The following is a 19272-nucleotide window of genomic DNA, read 5'->3' as shown; positions in this document are numbered from 1 at the left end:
ATCCAGGGGCCGGGGATGGACGGGTCCAGGACGCCCTCCTCCAGCCAGGTGAAGTCGCCGGACAGGACGGAGCGGGCCAGCTTCACGTCCAGCGCGTCGGTGTTGCGCCACAGGCCGTCGAACAGCTCCTCGACGCGGACGCGTGACTGGCGGCAGAACGCGTCGGCGAGGCGGACGGCCGACATGCCCGGGGCCGTGCCGTCCGAGGCGAGGGGGCCTTCGCCGGACGCGTCGGCGTGGGCGCGGACGCAGACCGCGCTCATCGCGAACAGCTCGGCGCCGATGTCGACCATGCGGCCGAGGAAGCCCTGCCGGTGTTCGAGGCCGCCCTGCCAGCGTCCGGCCGCGTAGAAGATGGACCTGGCGAGCTTGCGGGACGCGCGCTCGACGTAGCGGAGGTGGCGGGCGAGGGGGCCGAACTCTCCGTAGGAGGACGGGCGGTGCCCGGCGCCGGTGACCAGGGTCGGGAGCCAGCGGGCGTAGAAGCCGCCGGCCTTGGCCGCCGCCCGCGCCTTCTGGCCGGTGGACGCGTCCGGGTCGATGATGTCGCCCGCCACAGACAGGTGCGCGTCGACCGCCTCCCGCGCGATCAGCAGGTGCATGATCTCGGTGGAGCCCTCGAAGATCCGGTTGATGCGCAGGTCGCGGAGCACCTGCTCGGCGGGCACGCCGCGCTCGCCGCGGGCGGCGAGGGACTCGGCGGTCTCGTAGCCGCGGCCGCCGCGCAGCTGGATCAGCTCGTCGGCGGCGCGGCACGCCATCTCGGAGGTCCAGAGCTTCGCGAGCGCGGCCTCGATGCGGATGTCGTTGCGCTCGTCGTCGGCGAGCTGGCCGGACAGGTCGAGCATCGCCTCCATCGCGTACGCGGTCGCCGCGATGAACGCGATCTTGCGGGAGACGGCCTCGTGCTCGCCGACCGGGCGGCCCCACTGCACTCGTTCGCGTGACCATTCGCGCGCGATCCTGGTCGCCCATTTGCCGCTCGCCGCGCAGATCGCGGGGAGGGACAGGCGTCCGGTGTTGAGGGTGGTCAGCGCGATCTTCAGGCCCGCGCCCTCGGCGCCGATCAGGTTGGCCTTCGGGACGCGGACGTTGTGGAAGCGGGTGACGCCGTTCTCGATGCCGCGCAGGCCCATGAACGCGTTGCGGTTCTCGACCGTGATGCCGGGCGTGGCCATGTCCACGATGAACGCGGAGATCCCGCCGCGATGGCCCTCCGACTTGGGGACGCGGGCCATGACGACGACCAGGTCGGCGATGACGCCGTTCGTCGTCCACAGCTTGACGCCGTCGAGGACGTAGTCGTCCCCGTCCGGGACGGCGGTGGCGCGGAGGCGGGCCGGGTCGGAGCCGACGTCGGGCTCGGTCAGCAGGAACGCGCTGACCTGGCGGGCGCAGCGCGGCAGCCACTCGTCCTTCTGCTCGCGCGTCCCGAACAGCTTCACCGGCTGCGGGACGCCGATGGACTGGTGCGCCGACAGCAGCGCGGCGAGCGCCGGGTTCACGGAGCCGACGATCATCAGCGCGCGGCCGTAGTAGAGCTGGCTGAGCCCGAGCCCGCCGTGCTTCTCCGGGATCTTCATGCCGAGCGCGCCGAGGTCCCGCAGGCCCGCGACGACGTCGTCCGGGATGCGCGAGTCCCGCTCGATTGCCGCCGGGTCGATCCTGGTGGCGCAGAACTCGGTCAGCGCGGCCAGGAACTCCTCGCCCTTGCGCCGCGCCTCCGCGCCGGGACGGGGATGCGGATGGACGAGGTCCAGCCGGAAATCGCCGAGGAAGAGCTGCTTGCCGAAGCTCGGCAGCCGCCATTCGGCTTCGCGCGCCTCCTCGGCGACCTTCCGGGCCGTCCGCTCGTCGACGTGCCCGCGCGCCCGCTGCGTCTGGCTCATGCGTGCTCCTTGCCGGAGTGGCTTCTACATGAGCACGGCCTTTCCCGTGGCGGGATCGGGAAACACTGTCCCGCCGGACAGCGGAAATGATCCAATGGGCTGGACTGTCACCGAAGCCCTTGACCGGACCAGGACGGAGGGGTTCGCTGTCCGTGATGAGTGAGCCACGCAAGCCGACGCTCATCGCCTCGGTGCAGCGTGCCCTGCGTCTGATGGAGGCGGTGGCGTCCCACCCGAGCGGAGCGCCCGCGAAGCTGCTCGCCCGCGAGGCCAGGCTCCCGCTCGCGACCACCTACCACCTGCTGCGCACGCTCGCGTACGAGGGCTACGCGACCCGGCTGCCGGACGGCGCCTGGGTGCTCGGCGACCGCGTCGAGGCCCTGCACGGGCGGAGCCGGGCGCAGCGGCTGCTCGCCGCCGTCCGCCCGGCCCTGATCACGCTGCGGGACGAGGTCGGCGCCGCCGCCTACTTCAGCATGCACATCGACGACGAGATCCGACTCATCGACGTCGCCGACGGCCCGCGCACCCCGCGCGTCGACCTGTGGGTCGGCTTCGAGGACGCCGCGCACGCCACCGCGCTCGGCAAGTGCGTGCTGAGCCAGTTCGACGACGAGCGCCGCCGCGACTACCTGTCCCGGCATCCGCTCGCCGACCTGACCCCGCACACCATCACCGAGCCCGGGCGGCTGATCCGCTCGCTCGACGCGTGCGGCGGGCTGGTGCTCGACCGCGAGGAGTACGCGCTCGGCACCGGCTGCGCCGCCGTCCCGGTCACGGACGCGAGCGGCGCCGTCCTCGGCGCGCTCGCCGTGTCCTGCCGCCCGGGCAGGCTGCCCAGGATCGAGCGGTCGGCGCACCGGCTGCGCGCCGGCGCCGAGCGCCTCCAGCGCGCCCTGACCCTGTCCGTCTAGGACAGGCGGCGGCGCGTCCAGTAGAAGCAGAAGCCCGTCAGCCCCAGGGTGAGGACGGCGAACAGCCCGGTCTCGGCCCGCTGCAGCGGCCAGAAATGATCGGCGGGGTGGTAGACGACCGTCTGCCTGTATCCCTGCTGCTTGATGAAGTCGAAGCATGCCTGGGGCGGGCCGTCGGGCGGTTCGCCGTTCGGCGCCGGTGGCCGCGCCTCGCACGCGGACGCGCCGGCACCGGTCAGCAGGACCTCGTCGAGCTTCCGCCCGGACGAGTCGACCGTCGCGTTCTCCAGCGTCCAGGACGCCTGCTCCCCCTCCGCCTGGACCAGGAGGCTCAGGCGGCCGTCCTCACCCTTGCGCAGCAGCATCTCCCCGCGGTTGTCCGCCGTGATCACGACGGTCCTGGTCACCGGCGGAACGAGGTGGGGCCGGACGAGCATCGGCACCGCGACCTGGACGGCGACGAAGGCCACCAGCGTGATCGCCATGGCCGGGAGGGTGCGGCGGACGAGGATGCCGACGCTGACGCCGAGCGCGAACGCGAACGCCGCGTACCCGATCGGGACGACACCGCGCGCCATGAAGACGACGGGCGTGACGCGGGCGGCGCTGGTGCTCGCCGCCGCCTGGTCGATGGGATCGGACCACCAGCTCACGGCGAGCACCGCGAGCCCCGCGGCGACCACGGCGGCCAGGCCGACGAGCCCGAGCTTGGCGGCCAGCCAGCGGGTCCGGGTGATGCTCTGGGTCCAGACGAGACGGTGCGTGCCGTGTTCGATCTCGCGGGTGATGAGCGGCGCGCCCCAGAAGACCCCGATGATGCCCGGGAGGAACAGGACGACGCCGACCAGCAGGACGAGCTGGTTCTGGTGGTCGTTGAAGAAGAGCCGCGTGAACTGCGTGCAGTCGCCTCCCGCGCCGCAGGCGGCGAGGCCGCTGTCGTACTCGTCCGCCAGGCCGGGCCCGGTGGCGAGGAGCGCGGCGGTGAGGACGGCGAGCAGGCCGAACACCACCGCGGCCTGGACGCGGAACTGCCGCAGCGTCAGCCAGATCATCGGACGGCCTCGCGCCCGGGGCGAGCCAGTGGGGACTCGATCACCGCAACCTCCATGGAATTGAGTGCTTTGGTTTCGGCACCGAGCGTCTTGAGCGCGTCCTGACCCTCACGGGCCAGGACGCGCCCCGACGCTTTCGGCTAGGAGAGGCGGCGGCGCGTCCAGTAGAAGCAGAAACCCGTCAGCCCCAGGGCGAGGACGGCGAACAGTCCCGTCTCGGCCCGCTGCAGCGCCCAGAAGTGACTGTCGGGGTGGTAGACGACCTTCTGCCGGTATCCCTGCTCCTTGATGTAGTCGAAGCACTTCTGCGGCGGGCCCGTGGGAGGTCCGCCCTGCTGATCCGGGCCCGGCGGGTCGCACGGGCTCCCGGCGCTCTTGGGCAACCCGATCTCGCTGACCGTGTTCCCGGACCTGTCGACCGTGTTGTTCGTGATCGTCCAGGCTCCTCGTTCCGGGTCCACCTCCACCTGCAGGCGCGGCTCCCCCGAGGCGTGGTCCAGCATGAAGTCCCCGTGGTTGTCCGCCGTGATCTCGACGGTTCTGCTCACGGGCGAGACCAGGTGGGGCCGGACGAACAGCGGCATCAGGATCTGTACGGCGGCGAACACGACCAGCGTGATCGTCATGGCGGGCAGGGTCCGGCGGACGAGCACGCCGACCGTGACGCCGAGCGCGAACGCGAACGCCGCGTAGCCGAGCGGGGCGATCCCGCGCGCCGCGAAGACGAGCGGCGTGACGCGCGCGATGCCGTTGATCGTGGTGGCATTGACCGCCGTCTCGTCGATCGGGTCGGACCACCACTCCACGGCGACCACCGAGACCGCCGCGGCGGCCACAGCGGCCAGCCCGACGAGCCCGAGTTTGGCGGCCAGCCAGCGGGTCCGGGTGATGCTCTGGTTCCAGACGAGCCGGTGCGTGCCGTGCTCCAGCTCGCGGGTGATGAGCGGCGCGCCCCAGAACACCCCGATGATGCCCGGGAGGAACACGACGACGGCGAGCAGCCCGCCGAAGTAGTACTGGTGGTCGATGAAGAAGGACCGGTAGAACCGCGAGCAGTCGCCCGCCGCGCCGCAGGCCGCGATTCCGCTGTTGTAGTCGTCCTCCAGGCCGGGGCCGGTGATCAGCAGGGCGGCGGCGAGGACGGCGAGCCCGCCGAACACCACCGCGGCCTGGACGCGGAACTGCCGCAACGTCAGCCAGATCATCGGACGGCCTCCAATGCGGGACGCGCCTCTTGGGCGCTCATGTAGGCGAGGACGAGGTCTTCCAGCCCGACCTGCCCGACCGTCCACGCGGGGTCGTGGATCGGGGCGTCCGTGCGGACGATGAGGGTGCTCTGCCGGTCGGTGTGGCTCTCGGACACGACGTGCTGGTCGGCGGGCAGGCTGGACGGGTCGCGGCGCGGCCCTGTCAGCCGGTGGTGGCTGGCGAGCAGGTCGTCGACGTCCCCGGCCACCCGGACGCGGGAGTCCACCAGCACGATCAGGTAGTCGCACGTCCGTTCCAGGTCGGAGACCAGGTGGGAGGACAGCACGACGCTGAGCGAGTGCTCCACGGCGGCCTCCATGAGGCCCTGGAGGAACTCGCGGCGGGCGAGCGGGTCGAGCGCGGCGACGGGCTCGTCCAGGATCAGCAGCTCGGGGCGCTTGGCGATGCCGAGCGTGAGGGCGAGCTGGGCGCGCTGCCCCCCGGACAGCTTCCCGGCCTTGTGCGCGGGGTCGAGGCGGAGGCGCGAGATGCGCTCGCGGGCGAGGGCGTCGTCCCACGTGGGGTTCAGCCGCGCGCCGAGCTTGAGATGGTCGGCGATGCTCAGGCCGGCGTAGGTAGGGGTGTCCTGGGCGACGTATCCGACTTTGGCGAGCTGCGCGGGACCCTCCGCCGGGCGGCCTCCGAGCACCCGGATGCTGCCCGCGGTCGGCCGGATCTGACCGACGGCCAGGTTCAGCAGCGTCGTCTTTCCGGCCCCGTTCGGGCCGACGAGGCCGACGACCCGCCCTGCCGGGATGTCGAGCGTGCAGTCGGACAGCGCCGACCGCTGCCCGTACTTCTTGCCGAGCCCTTGGGCTTCAAGCGCTGTGGTCATGCTATTTCCTCCTGACGGGCGGACCGAAAGGTCGTCATGAACAGCGCCTCGATGCTCTCGTCGTCCATCCCGGCGAGCCGGGCCTTGGTGAGCCAGCGCTCCAGGTCCTTGCGGAGCGGGCCGTGTGCGGCGAGCGACTCGCCCGCCAGCGTGCGCGTCACGAACGTCCCGAGGCCGGGGCGCGGCGCGACGAGCCCCTCGCGCTCCAGCTCCCGGTACGCCTTGAGCACGGTGTTCGGGTTGATCGCGAGCTGCGCGACCACGTCTTTGACGGTGGGGAGCTGCTCGCCCTCCTGGAGCAGGTCGAGCCGCAGCGCGTGCTTCACCTGCTGGACGAGCTGCATGTACGGCGATACCCCTGAGCCGGAGTCCAGATGGAACTCGATCACCGCAACCTCCATTGAACTATCATGTTAGTACTTTAGCTGTATGGCACTGGCGGCTGTCAACGGACATCCGTTTTGTGCCGGGGGCGCGGTTCGGCGATGCTGGGAGCGTGTCAACGGAGACCGCGTCGATGACGACGCTGAACGGCGCCGCTGAGCTGCGCGCCTTCCTGAACGGGCTGCCGGGCGTCGACCAGGTCGGCGCCGAGGAGCGGGCCGCGCGGCTGGCGACCCGGTCCATCAAGACGACCGCGAAGGCCGAGGCCATCGACCTGGCCATCTCGATGGTCGACCTCACCACGCTGGAGGGCGCGGACACGCCGGGCAAGGTCCGGGCGCTGTGCGCGAAGGCCGCCCGTCCCGATCCGTCCGACGGGTCGGTGCCGAAGGTGGCGGCCGTGTGCGTGTACTCGGACCTGGTGGACGTCGCCGTCCGGTCCCTGGAGGGCACGGGCATCGGGGTGGCGAGCGTCGCGACGTCGTTCCCGTCCGGCCGGGCGCCGCTGGAGGCCAAGCTGGCCGACACCCGGGCGGCGGTCGCGGCGGGCGCCGCCGAGATCGACATGGTCATCGACCGGGGCGCGTTCCTGGCGGGCGACGTCGGGAAGGTCTTCGACGAGATCACCGCGGTCAAGGAGGCGTGCGGGACGGCGCATCTGAAGGTGATCCTGGAGACCGGCGAGCTCGCCACGCTCGACAACGTCCGGCGGGCGTCGTGGCTGGCGATGCGGGCCGGGGCCGACTTCATCAAGACCTCGACGGGCAAGGTGTCCCCGGCGGCGACGCTGCCGGTCACGCTGGTGATGCTGGAGGCCGTCCGCGACTACCGGGCCCGGACCGGACGCCAGGTCGGCGTCAAACCGGCGGGCGGCATCCGCACCACCAAGGACGCGATCCGGTACCTGGTGCTGGTCAACGAGACCGCCGGGCCCGACTGGCTGACGCCCGAATGGTTCAGGCTCGGCGCGTCGAGCCTGCTGAACGACCTGCTGATGCAGCGCCGCAAGCTGGCCACGGGCGTGTATTCCGGTCCCGACTACTTCACGTTGGACTGATCATGGTTTTCGAGTACGCGCCCGCGCCGGAGTCGCGGTCGGTCGTCGACATCCGCGCCTCGTACGGGCTGTTCATCAACGGCGAGTTCACGGACGGTCACGGCGAGCCCTTCAAGTCGATCAACCCGGCGGACGAGACCGTCCTGGCCGACGTCGCCTGCGCCGACGGGACGGACGTCGACCGCGCCGTCGCGGCCGCGAGGACCGCTTTCGACACCGTCTGGGGCCCGATGCCCGGACGGGAACGCGCCAAATACCTGTACCGCATCGCCCGGATCATCCAGGAGCGCTCGCGCGAGCTGGCCGTGCTGGAGTCGATCGACAACGGCAAGCCCATCCGCGAGTCGCGGGACGTGGACGTCCCGCTGGTCGCGGCATGGTTCTTCTACTACGCCGGATGGGCCGACAAGCTCCAGTACGCCGGATTCGGGCCCGACCCCAAGCCGGTCGGCGTCGCCGCGCAGGTCATCCCGTGGAACTTCCCGCTGCTGATGCTGGCGTGGAAGATCGCGCCCGCGCTGGCCTGCGGGAACACGGTCGTGCTGAAGCCCGCCGAGACGACGCCGCTGACCGCGCTGCTGTTCGCCGACATCTGCCGCCAGGCGGAGCTGCCGCCCGGCGTCGTCAACATCATCACCGGCGCGGGGGAGACCGGCCGCGCGCTCGTCGCGCACGGCGGCGTCGACAAGGTCGCGTTCACCGGGTCCACCGAGGTCGGACGGCAGATCGCCCGCGTCCTCGCGGGCACCGGGAAGAAGCTGACGCTGGAGCTCGGCGGCAAGGCCGCCAACATCGTCTACGCGGACGCCGCGCTCGACCAGGCCGTCGAGGGCATCGTCAACGGGATCTTCTTCAACCAGGGGCACGTGTGCTGCGCGGGGTCGCGGCTGCTCGTCCAGGAATCGGTCGCGGACGAGGTTCTGGAGCGGCTGAAGGCGCGCATGGCGACGCTGCGGGTCGGCGACCCGCTCGACAAGAACACCGACATCGGGGCGATCAACTCGGCCGAGCAGCTCGCCAAGATTCGCGAGCTGTCGGCGGCGGGGGAGGCCGAGGGCGCCGACGCCTGGTCACCGCCGTGCGAGCTGCCCGCGCAGGGGTTCTGGTTCGCGCCGACCGTGTTCACCGGCGTCGCCCAGTCGCACCGGATCGCGCGGGAGGAGATCTTCGGGCCCGTCCTGTCGGTGCTGACGTTCCGGACGCCCGACGAGGCCGTGACCAAGGCCAACAACACCCCGTACGGGCTGTCGGCCGGCGTCTGGACGGAGAAGGGCTCGCAGATCCTCTGGACCGCGCAGCGGCTGCGCGCCGGGGTCGTGTGGGCCAACACCTTCAACAAGTTCGACCCGGCCTCCCCGTTCGGCGGCTACAAGGAATCGGGGTTCGGCCGCGAGGGCGGACGCCACGGACTGGAGGGCTACCTCGATGCCTGAGCGGCTGGCCGTGCGCAAGACGTACAAGCTGTTCATCGGGGGCGCGTTCCCCCGGTCCGAGTCCGGCAGGTCGTACGCGGTGACCGACGCCAAGGGACGGTTCGTGGCGAACGCCTCGCAGGCGTCCCGCAAGGACGCCCGCGACGCCGTCACCGCCGCCCGCAAGGCGTTCCCCGGCTGGTCCGGGCGGACCGCCTACAACCGGGGCCAGATCCTGTACCGCGTCGCGGAGATGCTGGAGGGCCGCCGCGACCAGTTCGCGGACGAGGTCCGGCGGGCGGGCGCGTCCAAGAGCGGCGCGGCGGCGGAGGTGGACGCGGCCATCGACCGGTGGGTCTGGTACGCCGGATGGGCCGACAAGCTCTCGGCCGTGGCGGGCGCGTCGAACCCGGTGTCGGGGCCGTTCTTCAACTTCTCCACGCCCGAACCGGCCGGTGTCGTCGCCGTCATCGCGCCCGACTCGCCGCTGCTCGGGCTCGTGTCCGTGGTCGCCCCGGTGATCGTGTCGGGGAACACGTGCGTGGCCGTCGCGTCCGAACCCTCGCCGCTGCCGTCGATCACGCTGGCGGAGGTGCTGGCGACGTCCGACCTGCCCGGCGGGGTCGTGAACGTCCTCACCGGGCGGCGGAGCGAGATCGCGCCGTGGCTCGCGTCCCACATGGACGTCAACGGCATCGACCTCACCGGAGCCCCCGGCGACGACGTCCCCGACCTGGAAGGCCAGGCGGCCGAGAACCTGAAGCGCGTCCTGCGGCCGCGAGACGACACCTGGACGGACGAGCCCGGAACCGCCCGCCTGACAGCGTTCCTGGAGACCAAGACCGTCTGGCATCCCGTGGGCCTCTGAGCTGATATGACTCCGCGTGTGTAGAGCGTCACAAAGTGTGGAATAGACCTCCCCGTAACTGATCATCACTGGGGGGAGATCAGTGCCTACCAAGACGGCGTCACGTACGAAGAGCACATCAGCCAGCAAATCCACCACGACCCGCAAGCCGGCGGCCAAGCGCACGTCGGCCGCGAAGTCGTCCACCCGGACGACGGCGACCGGCCGGACGGCCGCCGCCAAGCGCGGCACCACCAAGAGCACGGCGGCCAAGAGCGGCACGGCGAAGCGGTCGACGGCCGCGTCCAGCCGGTCGTCGTCGGCGGCCGCGACCCGCGTCACCAAGGCCGCGAGCCAGGCCAAGACCGCCGCGACGCAGATGAAGTCGGTGGCGACCAAGGCCTCGTCGTCGGCGAAGGCCATGACGGCGATGACCAAGGCCATGACCAGCGCCACCAAGGCGATGTCCGACGCCGCCAAGGCGATGGACGCCGCCGCGAAGGTCATCACCACGACGGCCAAGTCCACGACGTCCCGGTCCACGGGGACCCGGAGCACGGCGGCGAAGAAGAGCACGGCGTCCAAGTCGGGCACGGCGCGCAAGTCGGCGTCGGCGGCGTCCAGCCGGTCCAAGTCGACGGCCTCGGCGCGGACGGGCTCCACGGCGCGCAAGACCACCGCGTCGAAGAGCGGCACGGCCAAGAAGACCGCGCCGAAGTCGCGGACGTCGGCGGCCCGCAAGTCCACGTCGTCGCGGACGACGGCGAGCACCAAGGCGGGCACCGCGAAGCGGTCCGGCACGCGGACGAGCGCCAAGTCCGGCACGTCCCGCAAGTCGCCCGCCGGCCGAGCCGTGGACGCGGCCCGCAACGCCGCCGCGACCGCGCCCGCCGCGGCGCCGATGGTCGAGCCGAAGTCCAACTCGATCCAGCACTCGACGCGGACGGACGGCGGGTTCCTCAGCGGGCTCACCGGCTCCGGCCGGCGCTGAGGCCGACCGGCGATGGACGAGAACGACATCCTCGCGCGCATCAACGAGTACGTCGGCGAGGAGCAGCGGCTCCGCGAGCGCTACCAGCGCCGCGAGCTCGGCCGCGAGGAGGAGCACCGGCGGCTGGAGTCGCTGGAGGTCGCGCTCGACCAGTGCTGGGACCTGCTGCGCCGCCGCCGGGCCCGGCTGGAGGCCGGTGAGGACCCGCGCGGCGAGGACGTCAGGCCACCGGACGAGGTCGAAGGCTACCTGCAGTGACGCCCGCGAGCGGGCGCGGGCCGCTGCGGTTCGGGGTGTCCCTCGCGCCGGACGCGTCCGTCCCGCTGCTGCGCACCGCCCAGGAGGCGGACCGGTTCGGTCTCGACCTCCTCGGCGTCCGCGACCGGCCGTACCGGCGCGACACCGCCGACGCGCTCACGCTGGTGGCGGCCGCGCTCGCCGCGACGTCCAGGATCCGGGTGCTGCCCGCGGTGGCGTGCCTGCCGCTGCGGCCGCCCGCCGTCCTGGCGAAGGCGGTCGCGACGATGGACCGGCTCAGCGGCGGCCGCGTCGAGCTCGGCCTCGGCGCGGGCACGTCCTGGGACGGCGTCGAGGCGTACGGCGGCGCGCGGCCCGCGAGCGCGGCGGCGGCGCGGCGCGCGCTCGAGGAGGCCGTGCGGATCATCCGGCTGCACTGGACCGACCAGAGCGGGCTCCGGTTCCAGGGCGAGCACTACGGGTTCACGGCGCTGCAGGCCGGCCCGGCGCCCGTCCACCCGATCGGCATCTGGCTGGGCGTCACCGGGCAGCGCGGCATCGACCTGGCCGGACGCGTCGCCGACGGCTGGATCGCGCCGTCGTCCCTCGTCCCGCCGAAACGGCTCGCGGACGGCCAGCGCCGCCTAGACGACGCCGCCGCGGCCGCGGGCCGCGATCCCGACGAGATCCGCCGCGTCTACGTCCTCGAAGGATCCCTGGACGCGCGGGACGCGCGGAGCTTCCTGCACGGCCCGCCGCGCCAGTGGATCTACGAGCTGACCGAGCTGGCGATCGGCCACCGCGTCGACGCGTTCCTGTTCGGCGGCCGCCCGGAGCAGATGGCCGAGTTCGCCCTGGAGGTCGTCCCGGCCGTCCGCGAGGAGATCGCCCGCGAACGCGGCCTGCCGCTACGGGCCTGAGCCGGGGGTACGGGCAGGCGCGTGGAGCGAGGGCTGCGAGCGGAGCGCGCATGCCCGGCGAGCCGGGCGACCGGAGCGCCACGTCACCGACCCGCACGGTCACAGCGCACCGGCACCGTGGCGTGAGGATCGACCGGCTCGTGACGGGGGTTCCAGGGGGTCGCCCCCCTGGGCGGACACAGCTCTACATGCGTTCGGGGGTGGGGACGCCTAGGAGGTCGAGGCCGGTGACGAGTGTGCGCAGGGTCGCCGCGCACAGGGCCAGGCGGGACGCCTTGGTCGCCTCGTCCGGGGCCTTCAGGACCGGGCAGTTCTCGTAGAAGGTCGTGTAGGCGTCCGCGACCGCGAAGACGTAGTTCGCCAGCCGGTGCGGCTCGGCGGTGTCGGCGGCCTGCTGCACGGCGGCGCCGAACCCGAGCAGCTCCAGCGCCAGCGCCCGCTCGGCCGGGTGGCCGAGGACGATCGGGCCGGTCGCGTCCTCCGGGGCGACGCCGCCCTTCCGGAAGATCGACCGGATCCGTGCCGTGGCGTACTGCAGGTACGGGCCGGTCTTGCCGTGGAACGAGATCATCCGGTCGAAGTCGAAGGTGTACTCGCTGTCGCGCGCCACCGACAGGTCGGCGTACTTCACCGCGCCCATGCCCACGTCCCGGACGATCGCGACCCGGTCGGCGGCGTCGAACGGCTCGTCGTGCTGGATCTCGTCGAACGCGGCACCGGCCCGCTCGACGGCCTCGTCCAGCAGCTCCGACAGCTTGACGGTGCGGCCCGCCCGGGTCCGCAGGAGCTTGCCGTCGGTGCCGAGGACGCTGCCGATCTGCGCGTGCTCGGCCTGCACGTCGTCGCCCAGCCAGCCTGCCATCCGCGCGACCGCGAACACCATCTGGAAGTGCAGCGCCTGCGTCGCGCCGACCACGTAGATCATCCGGTCGACGTGCTCGGTGTCGACCCGGTACCGGATCGTCGCGAGGTCGGTGGTGGAGTAGTTGTAGCCGCCGTCGCTCTTGCGGATGATCACGGGCAGGGGCTCGCCCTCGCGGCCGGTGAACCCGGGCGGGAACGCGCACAGCGCCCCGTCGCTGATCACCGCGATGCCCTTCTCCTCCAGCTCCCGGACGGTCGGCGCGAGCAGGTCGTTGTAGAAGCTCTCGCCCTTGATGTCGTCGTCGGTGAGCGTGACGCCGAGCTGCCCGTAGACGGCGTTGAAGTACCGCTTGGACACGTCCACGAGGAGGTTCCAGAGCCGCATGGTCTCCGGGTCGCCCGCCTGGAGCGCCACGACCCGGCTCCGGGACCGGTCGGCGAACGCCTCGTCGCCGTCGAACTTCTGCCGGGCGGCCTGGTAGAACGCGGTCAGGTCGCTGACGGACGAGTCGCCCCGCGCGGCGGCGTCCTCGCCGAAGTCGAGCAGGTGCTCGATCAGCATCCCGAACGGGGTGCCCCAGTCGCCGACATGGTTGTCGCGGACGACGTCGTGCCCGAGGAACGCCAGGACGCGGGCGATCGCGTCGCCGACGATCGTGGTCCGCAGATGGCCGACGTGCATCTCCTTCGCCACGTTCGGCGAGGAGTACTCGACGACGACCTTCTGCGGCTTGTCGGCGGCCGGGACGCCGAGCCGCTCGTCGTACAGCGCCCGCTGCGCCTCGGCGGCGATCCAGCCGTCGCTGAGCGTCAGGTTGATGAAGCCCGGGCCGCTGACCTCCACGGCCGACACGACGTCCCCGGTGTCGAGGTTCGCGACGATCTCCTCCGCCACGTCTCGCGGCCGCCGCCCCAGCTTCTTGGCCAGCGGCAGCGCCACGTTGGCCTGAAGGTCGGCGAACGACGACGGCCGGATGACCGGGTCGGCGTCCGCGTACGACGGTCCGAAGGCGGCGCCGAGCGCGGCCTGGACCCGGGCGGCGAGTACGTGTTGCGGATCGGGCATGGTCCAAGGCTATCGGCGTCCCGCCCGCACCCTGACACGGTTTTCCCGCCCTAGGCGCTGGCCGGGGGCTCGTTGGCCTCGGCCGCGTCCGGTTCCTTGAGGGCCGTCTCGGCGCCGTCGCGGTCGGCGTGCGTCCGGCGGCCGAACCTGGACGTGCGGGTCAGCGCGACCTGCTCGCGGATCCGCTCGACGATCCGCCCGGCGGCGAGCCGGTGCGCCAGCTCGCACGCCGAGGTGATCGCGCGGGCCTGCGAGGCGCCGTGCGCGATCACGACCGTGCCGTTCAGGCCGAGCAGGACGCCGCCGCCGTAGGTGTCGGGGTCGAGGCGGTCCCGGAGGTCCTGGAGGCGGCGGCGCTGGAGCAGCGCGCCGAGGCGCGCCGCCGCGCCGCCCGCCATCGCCTCGCGGACCTCGTCGAACGCGGTCCGGATCGTGCCCTCCATGGTCTTGAGCGCGATGTTGCCGGTGAACCCGTCGGTGACGACGACGTCCACGCTCCCGCTGAGCAGGTCGTGGCCCTCGACGTTGCCCGCGAACTCGATGCCGTGGCTGCCCCCGGCGAGCAGCTCGTGGGCGCGCTTCGTCAGCTTGCCGCCCTTGCCGGGCTCGGCGCCGATGTTGAGGAGCCCGACCGTGGGCCGGTCCAGCCCCAGCAGGATCTGCGCGTACGCGGTGCCGAGCGCCGCGTACTGGACGAGCCCCTCCGGCTTGACGTCCGTGGTGGCGCCCGCGTCGAGCAGGATCGTCGGGCGCGGGCGGGTCGGCAGCGTCACCGCGATCGCGGGGCGCATCACGCCCTGCTGGCCCTTCAGCCGCAGCCGCGACGTCGCCACCACCCCGGCGGTGCCGCCCGCCGACACCAGCGCCGACGCCCGCCCCTGCTTGATCAGATGGCACGCGATCGCGATGGACGAGCGGGGCTTGCGCCAGCTCGCCAGCGCGCCCTCGCCCATGTCCAGGGCCTCGTCGGCGTGCACGATCGGGATCTTGCCCATGAAGCCGTGCCGGTCGAGCTCCCGGCGGATCCGCGGGGCCTGCCCGACGAGCACCAGCCGGACGCCGTGCTCCCGGGACGCGTCCACCGCACCTGCGATGATCTCCGCGGGGGCGTGGTCGCCGCCCATCGTGTCGACGGCGATCGGCAGCGGACGCACGGTCGCCCCGGGGTGAGGCACCGTCGTCCCAGTGCCGGTCATGGCCGCTCCAGGAGGGGTGAAGGGAAATGCGATGCGTCGTGATGGCGCAGCTCATCGCATCGTAGGACGTTCCCTCACCCGTCTTGACGGCACCGGGCCGGAGGTGGCGATCGTCACCCTCGGCTTGGCGGGCCCGCCGCGGTGCCGGTCAGCCGTCCTGCGTGTTGCAGTCGGCGCCCAGGCACGGCGCGTTCTCCACGACCGGTTGCCCGTCGACGAGGATCGTGTAGTAGCTCTTGCTCGTCTCCTGCTCGCCGCTGCCGAGCACCTCGACCGGCTTCTTGTCGGACGTCGTCCCGCTGCACGACACGCGCATCTTCGTCTTCGTCCATCCGGGCAGGTCCTCGCACTTCAGCGGGGACGCCAGCGTCACGCCGCGCTCCTGCAGCTCGGCCGCCGCCGTCGCGGGCATCGCCTTGCGCAGCGCGGACTGCGTCTGGTACTTGAGGTCCTCGCCGCCGGTCGCCACGAACGCGACACCGCCGCCCACCAGGGCGAGCACGAGCAGCGCGGCGGAACCCAGGATCAGGGCCTTCTTGCGGCCGGTGCCCGTGACCCGCCCCATGATCCGGCGGCTCATCTCCACGGCCTTGCGACGTATCTCCACACCCGCAACATCACCGACAGTGCGGGGGCATATGCGCTGGGTGTTTGCGTTTTTCCGTTCCGTATGCGGATTCGTTGCCTTGTCAGCGCCTTCCGCAGCCTTGGGAGAGGCAGTCCTTGCGCAGCACTTCGCGTCCGGCGACGGTGACGACGTAAGACTCGCGTGGACGGACGGTGTGCGCCTCATAGGCGACACCGTGGACGGTGACCGGTTCGCTCGTCCGGGTCAGGGCCGTGCACCTGACCCGCACCACCGAGTCGCCGCCGCCCTGCTGAGTCGTGCACAGGGGACGGTCTTGCAGCTCGATGCCCTGGCCCTTGAGCTCGTCCTCGACGCCGTCGCTGACGGCGTTGCGGTAGGCCCCCTCGGAGATCCCCTGCGCCATGTCGCAGCCGGTGACCGTGAGCAGAACAAGAAAGACGGCCGGAATCCCTCTCACCTGACCTCCGATGCGCGGTGGATCCTGGCGACCGCGTCGGCGAGCACGTCGGGCCGGTCGAGCGGGACCATGTGCAGGGCGTCCGGGAGTTCGACGCGGGTCCCGTTCGGGCTCAGCTTCGCCAGCCGCTCGTGGCCTTCGGCCCAGGCGCGCTTTCCGCGCGGGCCGCGGACGTCCCCGAGCGCGGTCACGACCAGCAGGGGGATGGGCGGGAACGAGTACCGCCGGCGCAGCCACGCCAGCCGCGCGGCCATCTCCCGGTAGGCGATCTCCTCGGCGATGACCGTGCCGAGCACCGTCCCGCGCCGGTACACCGAGCGGACGACCTCGTCCGGGACGGTGTCGCCGCGGCGGCTCGTGCGGCGCAGGATCAGCCGGCGGGCGAGCGGCCCGGCGACCCCGGCGAGCCGGGTGGCGCCGAGGACGGCTCCGGTCGCCGTGGCCAGCGGTGTCAGCGCCGCGCCGACGGGGACCGGCGGGAGCCGGGTGCGCTCGTGGCTCGGATCGACCAGCACCATGCCGAGGACGTGTTCGGGACGCAGCCGGGCCAGGGCCTCGGCGGCGAACGCGGCCATCGAGTGCGCGAGGACGATCACCGGCCGTTCCACCCGTTCCGCCAGCGCCTCCATGATCCAGGTGTCGCGCAGCAGCGTGGGCCGTGCGGCCGCCGCCGGGCTGAGGCCGAGCCCGGGACGGTCGTAGGCGATGACGCGGTACTCGTCCCGGAGCCGCTCGACGGTCGGGGCCCAGTCGAACCAGGCGCCGCCGAGCCCGGCCGCCAGCAGCAGCGGAACCCCGTCCACCGGCCCGGACTCGACGACGTGCACCCGCTGCCCGTCCGCGTTCACGATCTCGGTCACACCCGCGCCTCGTCTCCGGCCACCATGGGGGCGGGCCCTGCGGCGTGCGCCGCGCCGCGCCGGTCGGCGTGCAGCGCCCGCGCGATGAGGAGGAGCCCCAGGCACAGGGCGCCGACCTGTATGCGCTGCACGATCCCGAGCCACTGCCCGGTGAACATCGCCGCCATCATGGCCAGCGCGAGCACGGCCTCCGCCAGCGCGAGCGGCAGGCCCCAGCGGGCGAGGGCGGGCCACCATCCGTACCGGCGGGCGGCCAGGGACAGGAGCAGCAGCGCGGCCACCCCGCAGATGACGACGCCGCCGCTCGTCACCGCGTGGAACTCGTGGGAGAACGACACCTGCGCCGAGCGTTCCCGCAGGGCGCACCAGGTGGCCCGGCTGGGCGCGCAGTCCAGGGGGAAGGCCGCGTCGCCGACGGCGCAGGCGCCGAACAGGGCGAGGAACGTCCATCCGGCGGTGGCGAGGGCCCTGCGCCGGAGCCTGCGGAGCGCCTCGGCCGCGACGATGATCGCCAGCACGCCGGTGATGAAGTCGCCGCCTCCGTAGACGGTGTTGTACGGCTGGTCGGCGGCGGACAGCTCGCTCACGTAGCCGCTGCCGACGTCGAGGCTGAGCGGGATCTCCAGGAGGAACGTCGCGTAGGTGAGCGCCGCCACGGCGGCCAGGGCGGCCACGCGGGCGGGGACGGCGCCCGGTCCATCGTTCACGAGGCCCCCTCCCGCCGTTCGGTTCTCCCGGCCCGCCCAGTATTTCCGAAGATCGCGACGTGGCGTGACGGGAGGACGGGATCGGGTCCGCAGAGTCTCGTGACTCAGAAGTTCACGGGCCGTTGTCGTTGTACTAGGGGCGGAACGTCAACGATGATGTCGAGGCGATTTGTCTGGAAGGTCCTTGACCAGGCTTTGTCTTACCGGGCAGGGGGCATCAATTCGGTATAAACCGCTCTCAAACGGTTGAATGGGGGGTGTCCTGAGCATTTCTGATCACGGTCCGTGACGATGCATCCCAGGGGTGCGCCTCCCCGCTGACAGCAAGGAGTACCAACACGTGACACTGGTGAACGACGCGGCTCCCGCAGTGCGATCCACAGGTCGCAAGTTCCGCGCCTTCACGGCGAAGCACCTCGACGAGCTCACCGCTCGCGCGGGGCTGTCGCCCGCGCAGCGGCTCGCGACCCGGGCGGTGGCGACCGTGCTGCCGTTCCGCACGAACGCCTACGTCATCGAGGAGCTCATCGACTGGTCGGCAGCGCCCGACGACCCGATCTACCGGCTGGTCTTCCCGCAGGAGGACATGCTCCCGGCGGCGGACGTCGCGCACCTGTCCGACCTCCTGCGCCGCGAGGCGCCCAAGGCCGAGATCGACGCCGCCGCCCACGCGGTGCGGATGCGGCTGAACCCGCACCCCGCCGGGCAGATGGAACTGAACATCCCGAACTTCGGCGATGGCAAGATCCCCGGGTTGCAGCACAAGTACGACGAGACCGTCCTGTACTTCCCCAAGCAGGGGCAGACATGCCACGCCTACTGCACCTACTGCTTCCGGTGGGCCCAGTTCGTCGGCGAGCCCGACCTCAAGATGGCCGGTGACGACGTCACCGCCCTGCGCGACTACCTCGTCCAGCACCCCGAGGTGACGAGCGTCCTGTTCACCGGCGGCGACGCCATGATCATGGGCGAGCCGGTGCTGCGCCGCTACGTCGAGCCGCTGCTGGACCTGGAGCAGCTCGAATCCATCCGGATCGGCACCAAGTCCCTGGCGTACTGGCCGCAGAAGTTCGTCACCGACCCGGACGCCGACGACATGCTCCGGCTGTTCGAGCAGGTCGTCGAGTCGGGCAAGAACCTCGCGTTCATGGCGCACTTCACGCACCCGCGCGAGCTCGAACCGCTCATCGTCACCGAGGCGTGCCGCCGCATCCGCGACACCGGCGCGGTCATCCGCACCCAGTCCCCCGTCATCCGGACGATCAACGACGACGCCGGGACCTGGGAGACCATGTGGCGCGTCCAGACCCGGATGGGGCTCGTCCCGTACTACCTGTTCGTGGAGCGCGACACGGGCCCGCAGGACTACTTCGCCGTCCCGCTCGTCCGCGCGTACGAGATCTTCCGCGACGCCTACAAGAACGTCTCCGGGCTGTCGCGGACGGTCCGCGGCCCGTCCATGTCGGCCACGCCGGGCAAGGTCTGCGTGGACGGCGTCGTCGACGTCCACGGCGAGAGGGCCATCGCGCTCCACTTCATCCAGTGCCGCGACGCCGACCTGGTCGGCAAGCCGTTCTTCGCCCAGTACGACCCCGACGCGGTCTGGCTCGACGACCTCAAACCGGCCTTCGCCGACAGGTTCCCCTGGCAGCAGTGACGCGGACGGCGCGCCCGGCCGCACCCGAGGCCGGGCACGCCGTCACCGCAGCGAGCGGCGGGCGGGTGCCGGGGACGGGACGGCCGTGGC

The 19272-nt window shown here is 72.1% G+C and carries 19 protein-coding genes; 8 read left to right on the top strand and 11 right to left on the bottom strand.

Annotated features, from left to right (window positions below; translation table 11 throughout):
• The coding region (locus tag E1264_RS24735; RefSeq protein ID WP_132177485.1) for an acyl-CoA dehydrogenase family protein at nt 1–1889 on the bottom strand (1889 nt) is incomplete at its 3' end.
• Between the two features lie 155 nt (nt 1890–2044).
• Between E1264_RS24735 and E1264_RS24730 the strand changes: the two genes are divergently transcribed.
• The gene (locus E1264_RS24730; protein WP_132177483.1) at nt 2045–2803 is read left to right on the top strand and encodes an IclR family transcriptional regulator; all 759 of its coding nucleotides are present in this window, start codon (nt 2045–2047) and stop codon (nt 2801–2803) included.
• On the opposite strand, the gene E1264_RS24725 is transcribed toward E1264_RS24730, so the two are convergent.
• From E1264_RS24725 to E1264_RS24710, 4 genes are all read right to left on the bottom strand, one after another.
• Nucleotides 2800–3855 carry an ABC transporter permease subunit gene (locus E1264_RS24725; protein WP_132177481.1) on the bottom strand — a complete coding sequence of 352 codons (1056 nt, stop codon included), beginning with the start codon at nt 3853–3855 and terminating at the stop codon, nt 2800–2802. The genes E1264_RS24730 and E1264_RS24725 overlap by 4 nt on opposite strands.
• Nucleotides 3856–3995: 140 nt before the next feature.
• On the bottom strand, nt 3996–5060 hold the full coding sequence (locus E1264_RS24720) for an ABC transporter permease subunit (RefSeq protein ID WP_132177479.1): 1065 nt from the start codon (nt 5058–5060) through the stop codon (nt 3996–3998).
• A complete protein-coding gene (locus E1264_RS24715; protein WP_132177477.1) occupies nt 5057–5938 on the bottom strand; it encodes an ABC transporter ATP-binding protein in 882 nt (293 codons plus the stop codon). The genes E1264_RS24720 and E1264_RS24715 overlap by 4 nt, the downstream gene beginning before the upstream one ends.
• On the bottom strand, nt 5935–6339 hold the full coding sequence (locus E1264_RS24710) for a GntR family transcriptional regulator (RefSeq protein ID WP_207936136.1): 405 nt from the start codon (nt 6337–6339) through the stop codon (nt 5935–5937). Before E1264_RS24710 ends, E1264_RS24715 begins: the two co-directional genes overlap by 4 nt.
• 116 nt (nt 6340–6455) lie before the next feature.
• Between E1264_RS24710 and deoC the strand changes: the two genes are divergently transcribed.
• The 6 genes from deoC to E1264_RS24680 all read left to right on the top strand — a co-directional run bounded on the left by deoC (nt 6456) and on the right by E1264_RS24680 (nt 11786).
• A complete protein-coding gene (gene deoC / locus E1264_RS24705) occupies nt 6456–7379 on the top strand; it encodes a deoxyribose-phosphate aldolase (RefSeq protein ID WP_132177493.1) in 924 nt (307 codons plus the stop codon).
• Between the two features lie 2 nt (nt 7380–7381).
• On the top strand, nt 7382–8812 hold the full coding sequence (locus E1264_RS24700; protein WP_132177475.1) for an aldehyde dehydrogenase family protein: 1431 nt from the start codon (nt 7382–7384) through the stop codon (nt 8810–8812).
• Entirely contained in the window at nt 8805–9659 is an 855-nt protein-coding gene (locus E1264_RS24695) for an aldehyde dehydrogenase family protein (RefSeq protein ID WP_132177473.1), read from the top strand. The genes E1264_RS24700 and E1264_RS24695 overlap by 8 nt, the downstream gene beginning before the upstream one ends.
• A gap of 82 nt (nt 9660–9741) precedes the next feature.
• Nucleotides 9742–10629: a hypothetical protein gene (locus tag E1264_RS24690; protein ID WP_132177471.1), complete on the top strand. Its 888-nt coding sequence runs from the start codon at nt 9742–9744 to the stop codon at nt 10627–10629.
• A 12-nt stretch (nt 10630–10641) separates the two neighbouring features.
• Nucleotides 10642–10887 (top strand): DUF2630 family protein, encoded by a 246-nt coding sequence (locus tag E1264_RS24685; RefSeq protein ID WP_132177469.1) that lies wholly within the window; start codon nt 10642–10644, stop codon nt 10885–10887.
• Nucleotides 10884–11786: an LLM class flavin-dependent oxidoreductase gene (locus E1264_RS24680; RefSeq protein WP_132177467.1), complete on the top strand. Its 903-nt coding sequence runs from the start codon at nt 10884–10886 to the stop codon at nt 11784–11786. The genes E1264_RS24685 and E1264_RS24680 overlap by 4 nt, the downstream gene beginning before the upstream one ends.
• A 184-nt stretch (nt 11787–11970) precedes the next feature.
• Here the strand turns inward: E1264_RS24680 and argS are convergent, their stop codons facing one another.
• The 6 genes from argS to E1264_RS24650 form a co-directional block, all read right to left on the bottom strand.
• On the bottom strand, nt 11971–13716 hold the full coding sequence (gene argS, locus E1264_RS24675; protein ID WP_132177465.1) for an arginine--tRNA ligase: 1746 nt from the start codon (nt 13714–13716) through the stop codon (nt 11971–11973).
• Between the two features lie 50 nt (nt 13717–13766).
• On the bottom strand, nt 13767–14912 hold the full coding sequence (gene plsX, locus E1264_RS24670; protein WP_165964351.1) for a phosphate acyltransferase PlsX: 1146 nt from the start codon (nt 14910–14912) through the stop codon (nt 13767–13769).
• A 148-nt stretch (nt 14913–15060) separates the two neighbouring features.
• Entirely contained in the window at nt 15061–15519 is a 459-nt protein-coding gene (locus E1264_RS24665; RefSeq protein ID WP_243711145.1) for a hypothetical protein, read from the bottom strand.
• Between the two features lie 82 nt (nt 15520–15601).
• Nucleotides 15602–15958 (bottom strand): hypothetical protein, encoded by a 357-nt coding sequence (locus tag E1264_RS24660; protein ID WP_132177463.1) that lies wholly within the window; start codon nt 15956–15958, stop codon nt 15602–15604.
• The gene (locus E1264_RS24655) at nt 15955–16818 is read right to left on the bottom strand and encodes an alpha/beta fold hydrolase (RefSeq protein ID WP_132177461.1); all 864 of its coding nucleotides are present in this window, start codon (nt 16816–16818) and stop codon (nt 15955–15957) included. Before E1264_RS24655 ends, E1264_RS24660 begins: the two co-directional genes overlap by 4 nt.
• Nucleotides 16815–17525 (bottom strand): DUF998 domain-containing protein, encoded by a 711-nt coding sequence (locus E1264_RS24650; protein ID WP_243711144.1) that lies wholly within the window; start codon nt 17523–17525, stop codon nt 16815–16817. The genes E1264_RS24655 and E1264_RS24650 overlap by 4 nt, the downstream gene beginning before the upstream one ends.
• A 340-nt stretch (nt 17526–17865) precedes the next feature.
• Here E1264_RS24650 and E1264_RS24645 point away from each other — a divergent pair, with 340 nt between their 5' ends.
• Nucleotides 17866–19182 (top strand): lysine 2,3-aminomutase, encoded by a 1317-nt coding sequence (locus tag E1264_RS24645; RefSeq protein ID WP_132177459.1) that lies wholly within the window; start codon nt 17866–17868, stop codon nt 19180–19182.
• The last annotated feature ends 90 nt before the right edge of the window (nt 19183–19272 follow it).

The organism is Actinomadura sp. KC216 (assembly GCF_004348535.1).
In the GTDB taxonomy this organism is placed as follows: domain Bacteria; phylum Actinomycetota; class Actinomycetes; order Streptosporangiales; family Streptosporangiaceae; genus Spirillospora.
This window is presented reverse-complemented; position numbering and strand designations above follow the sequence as displayed.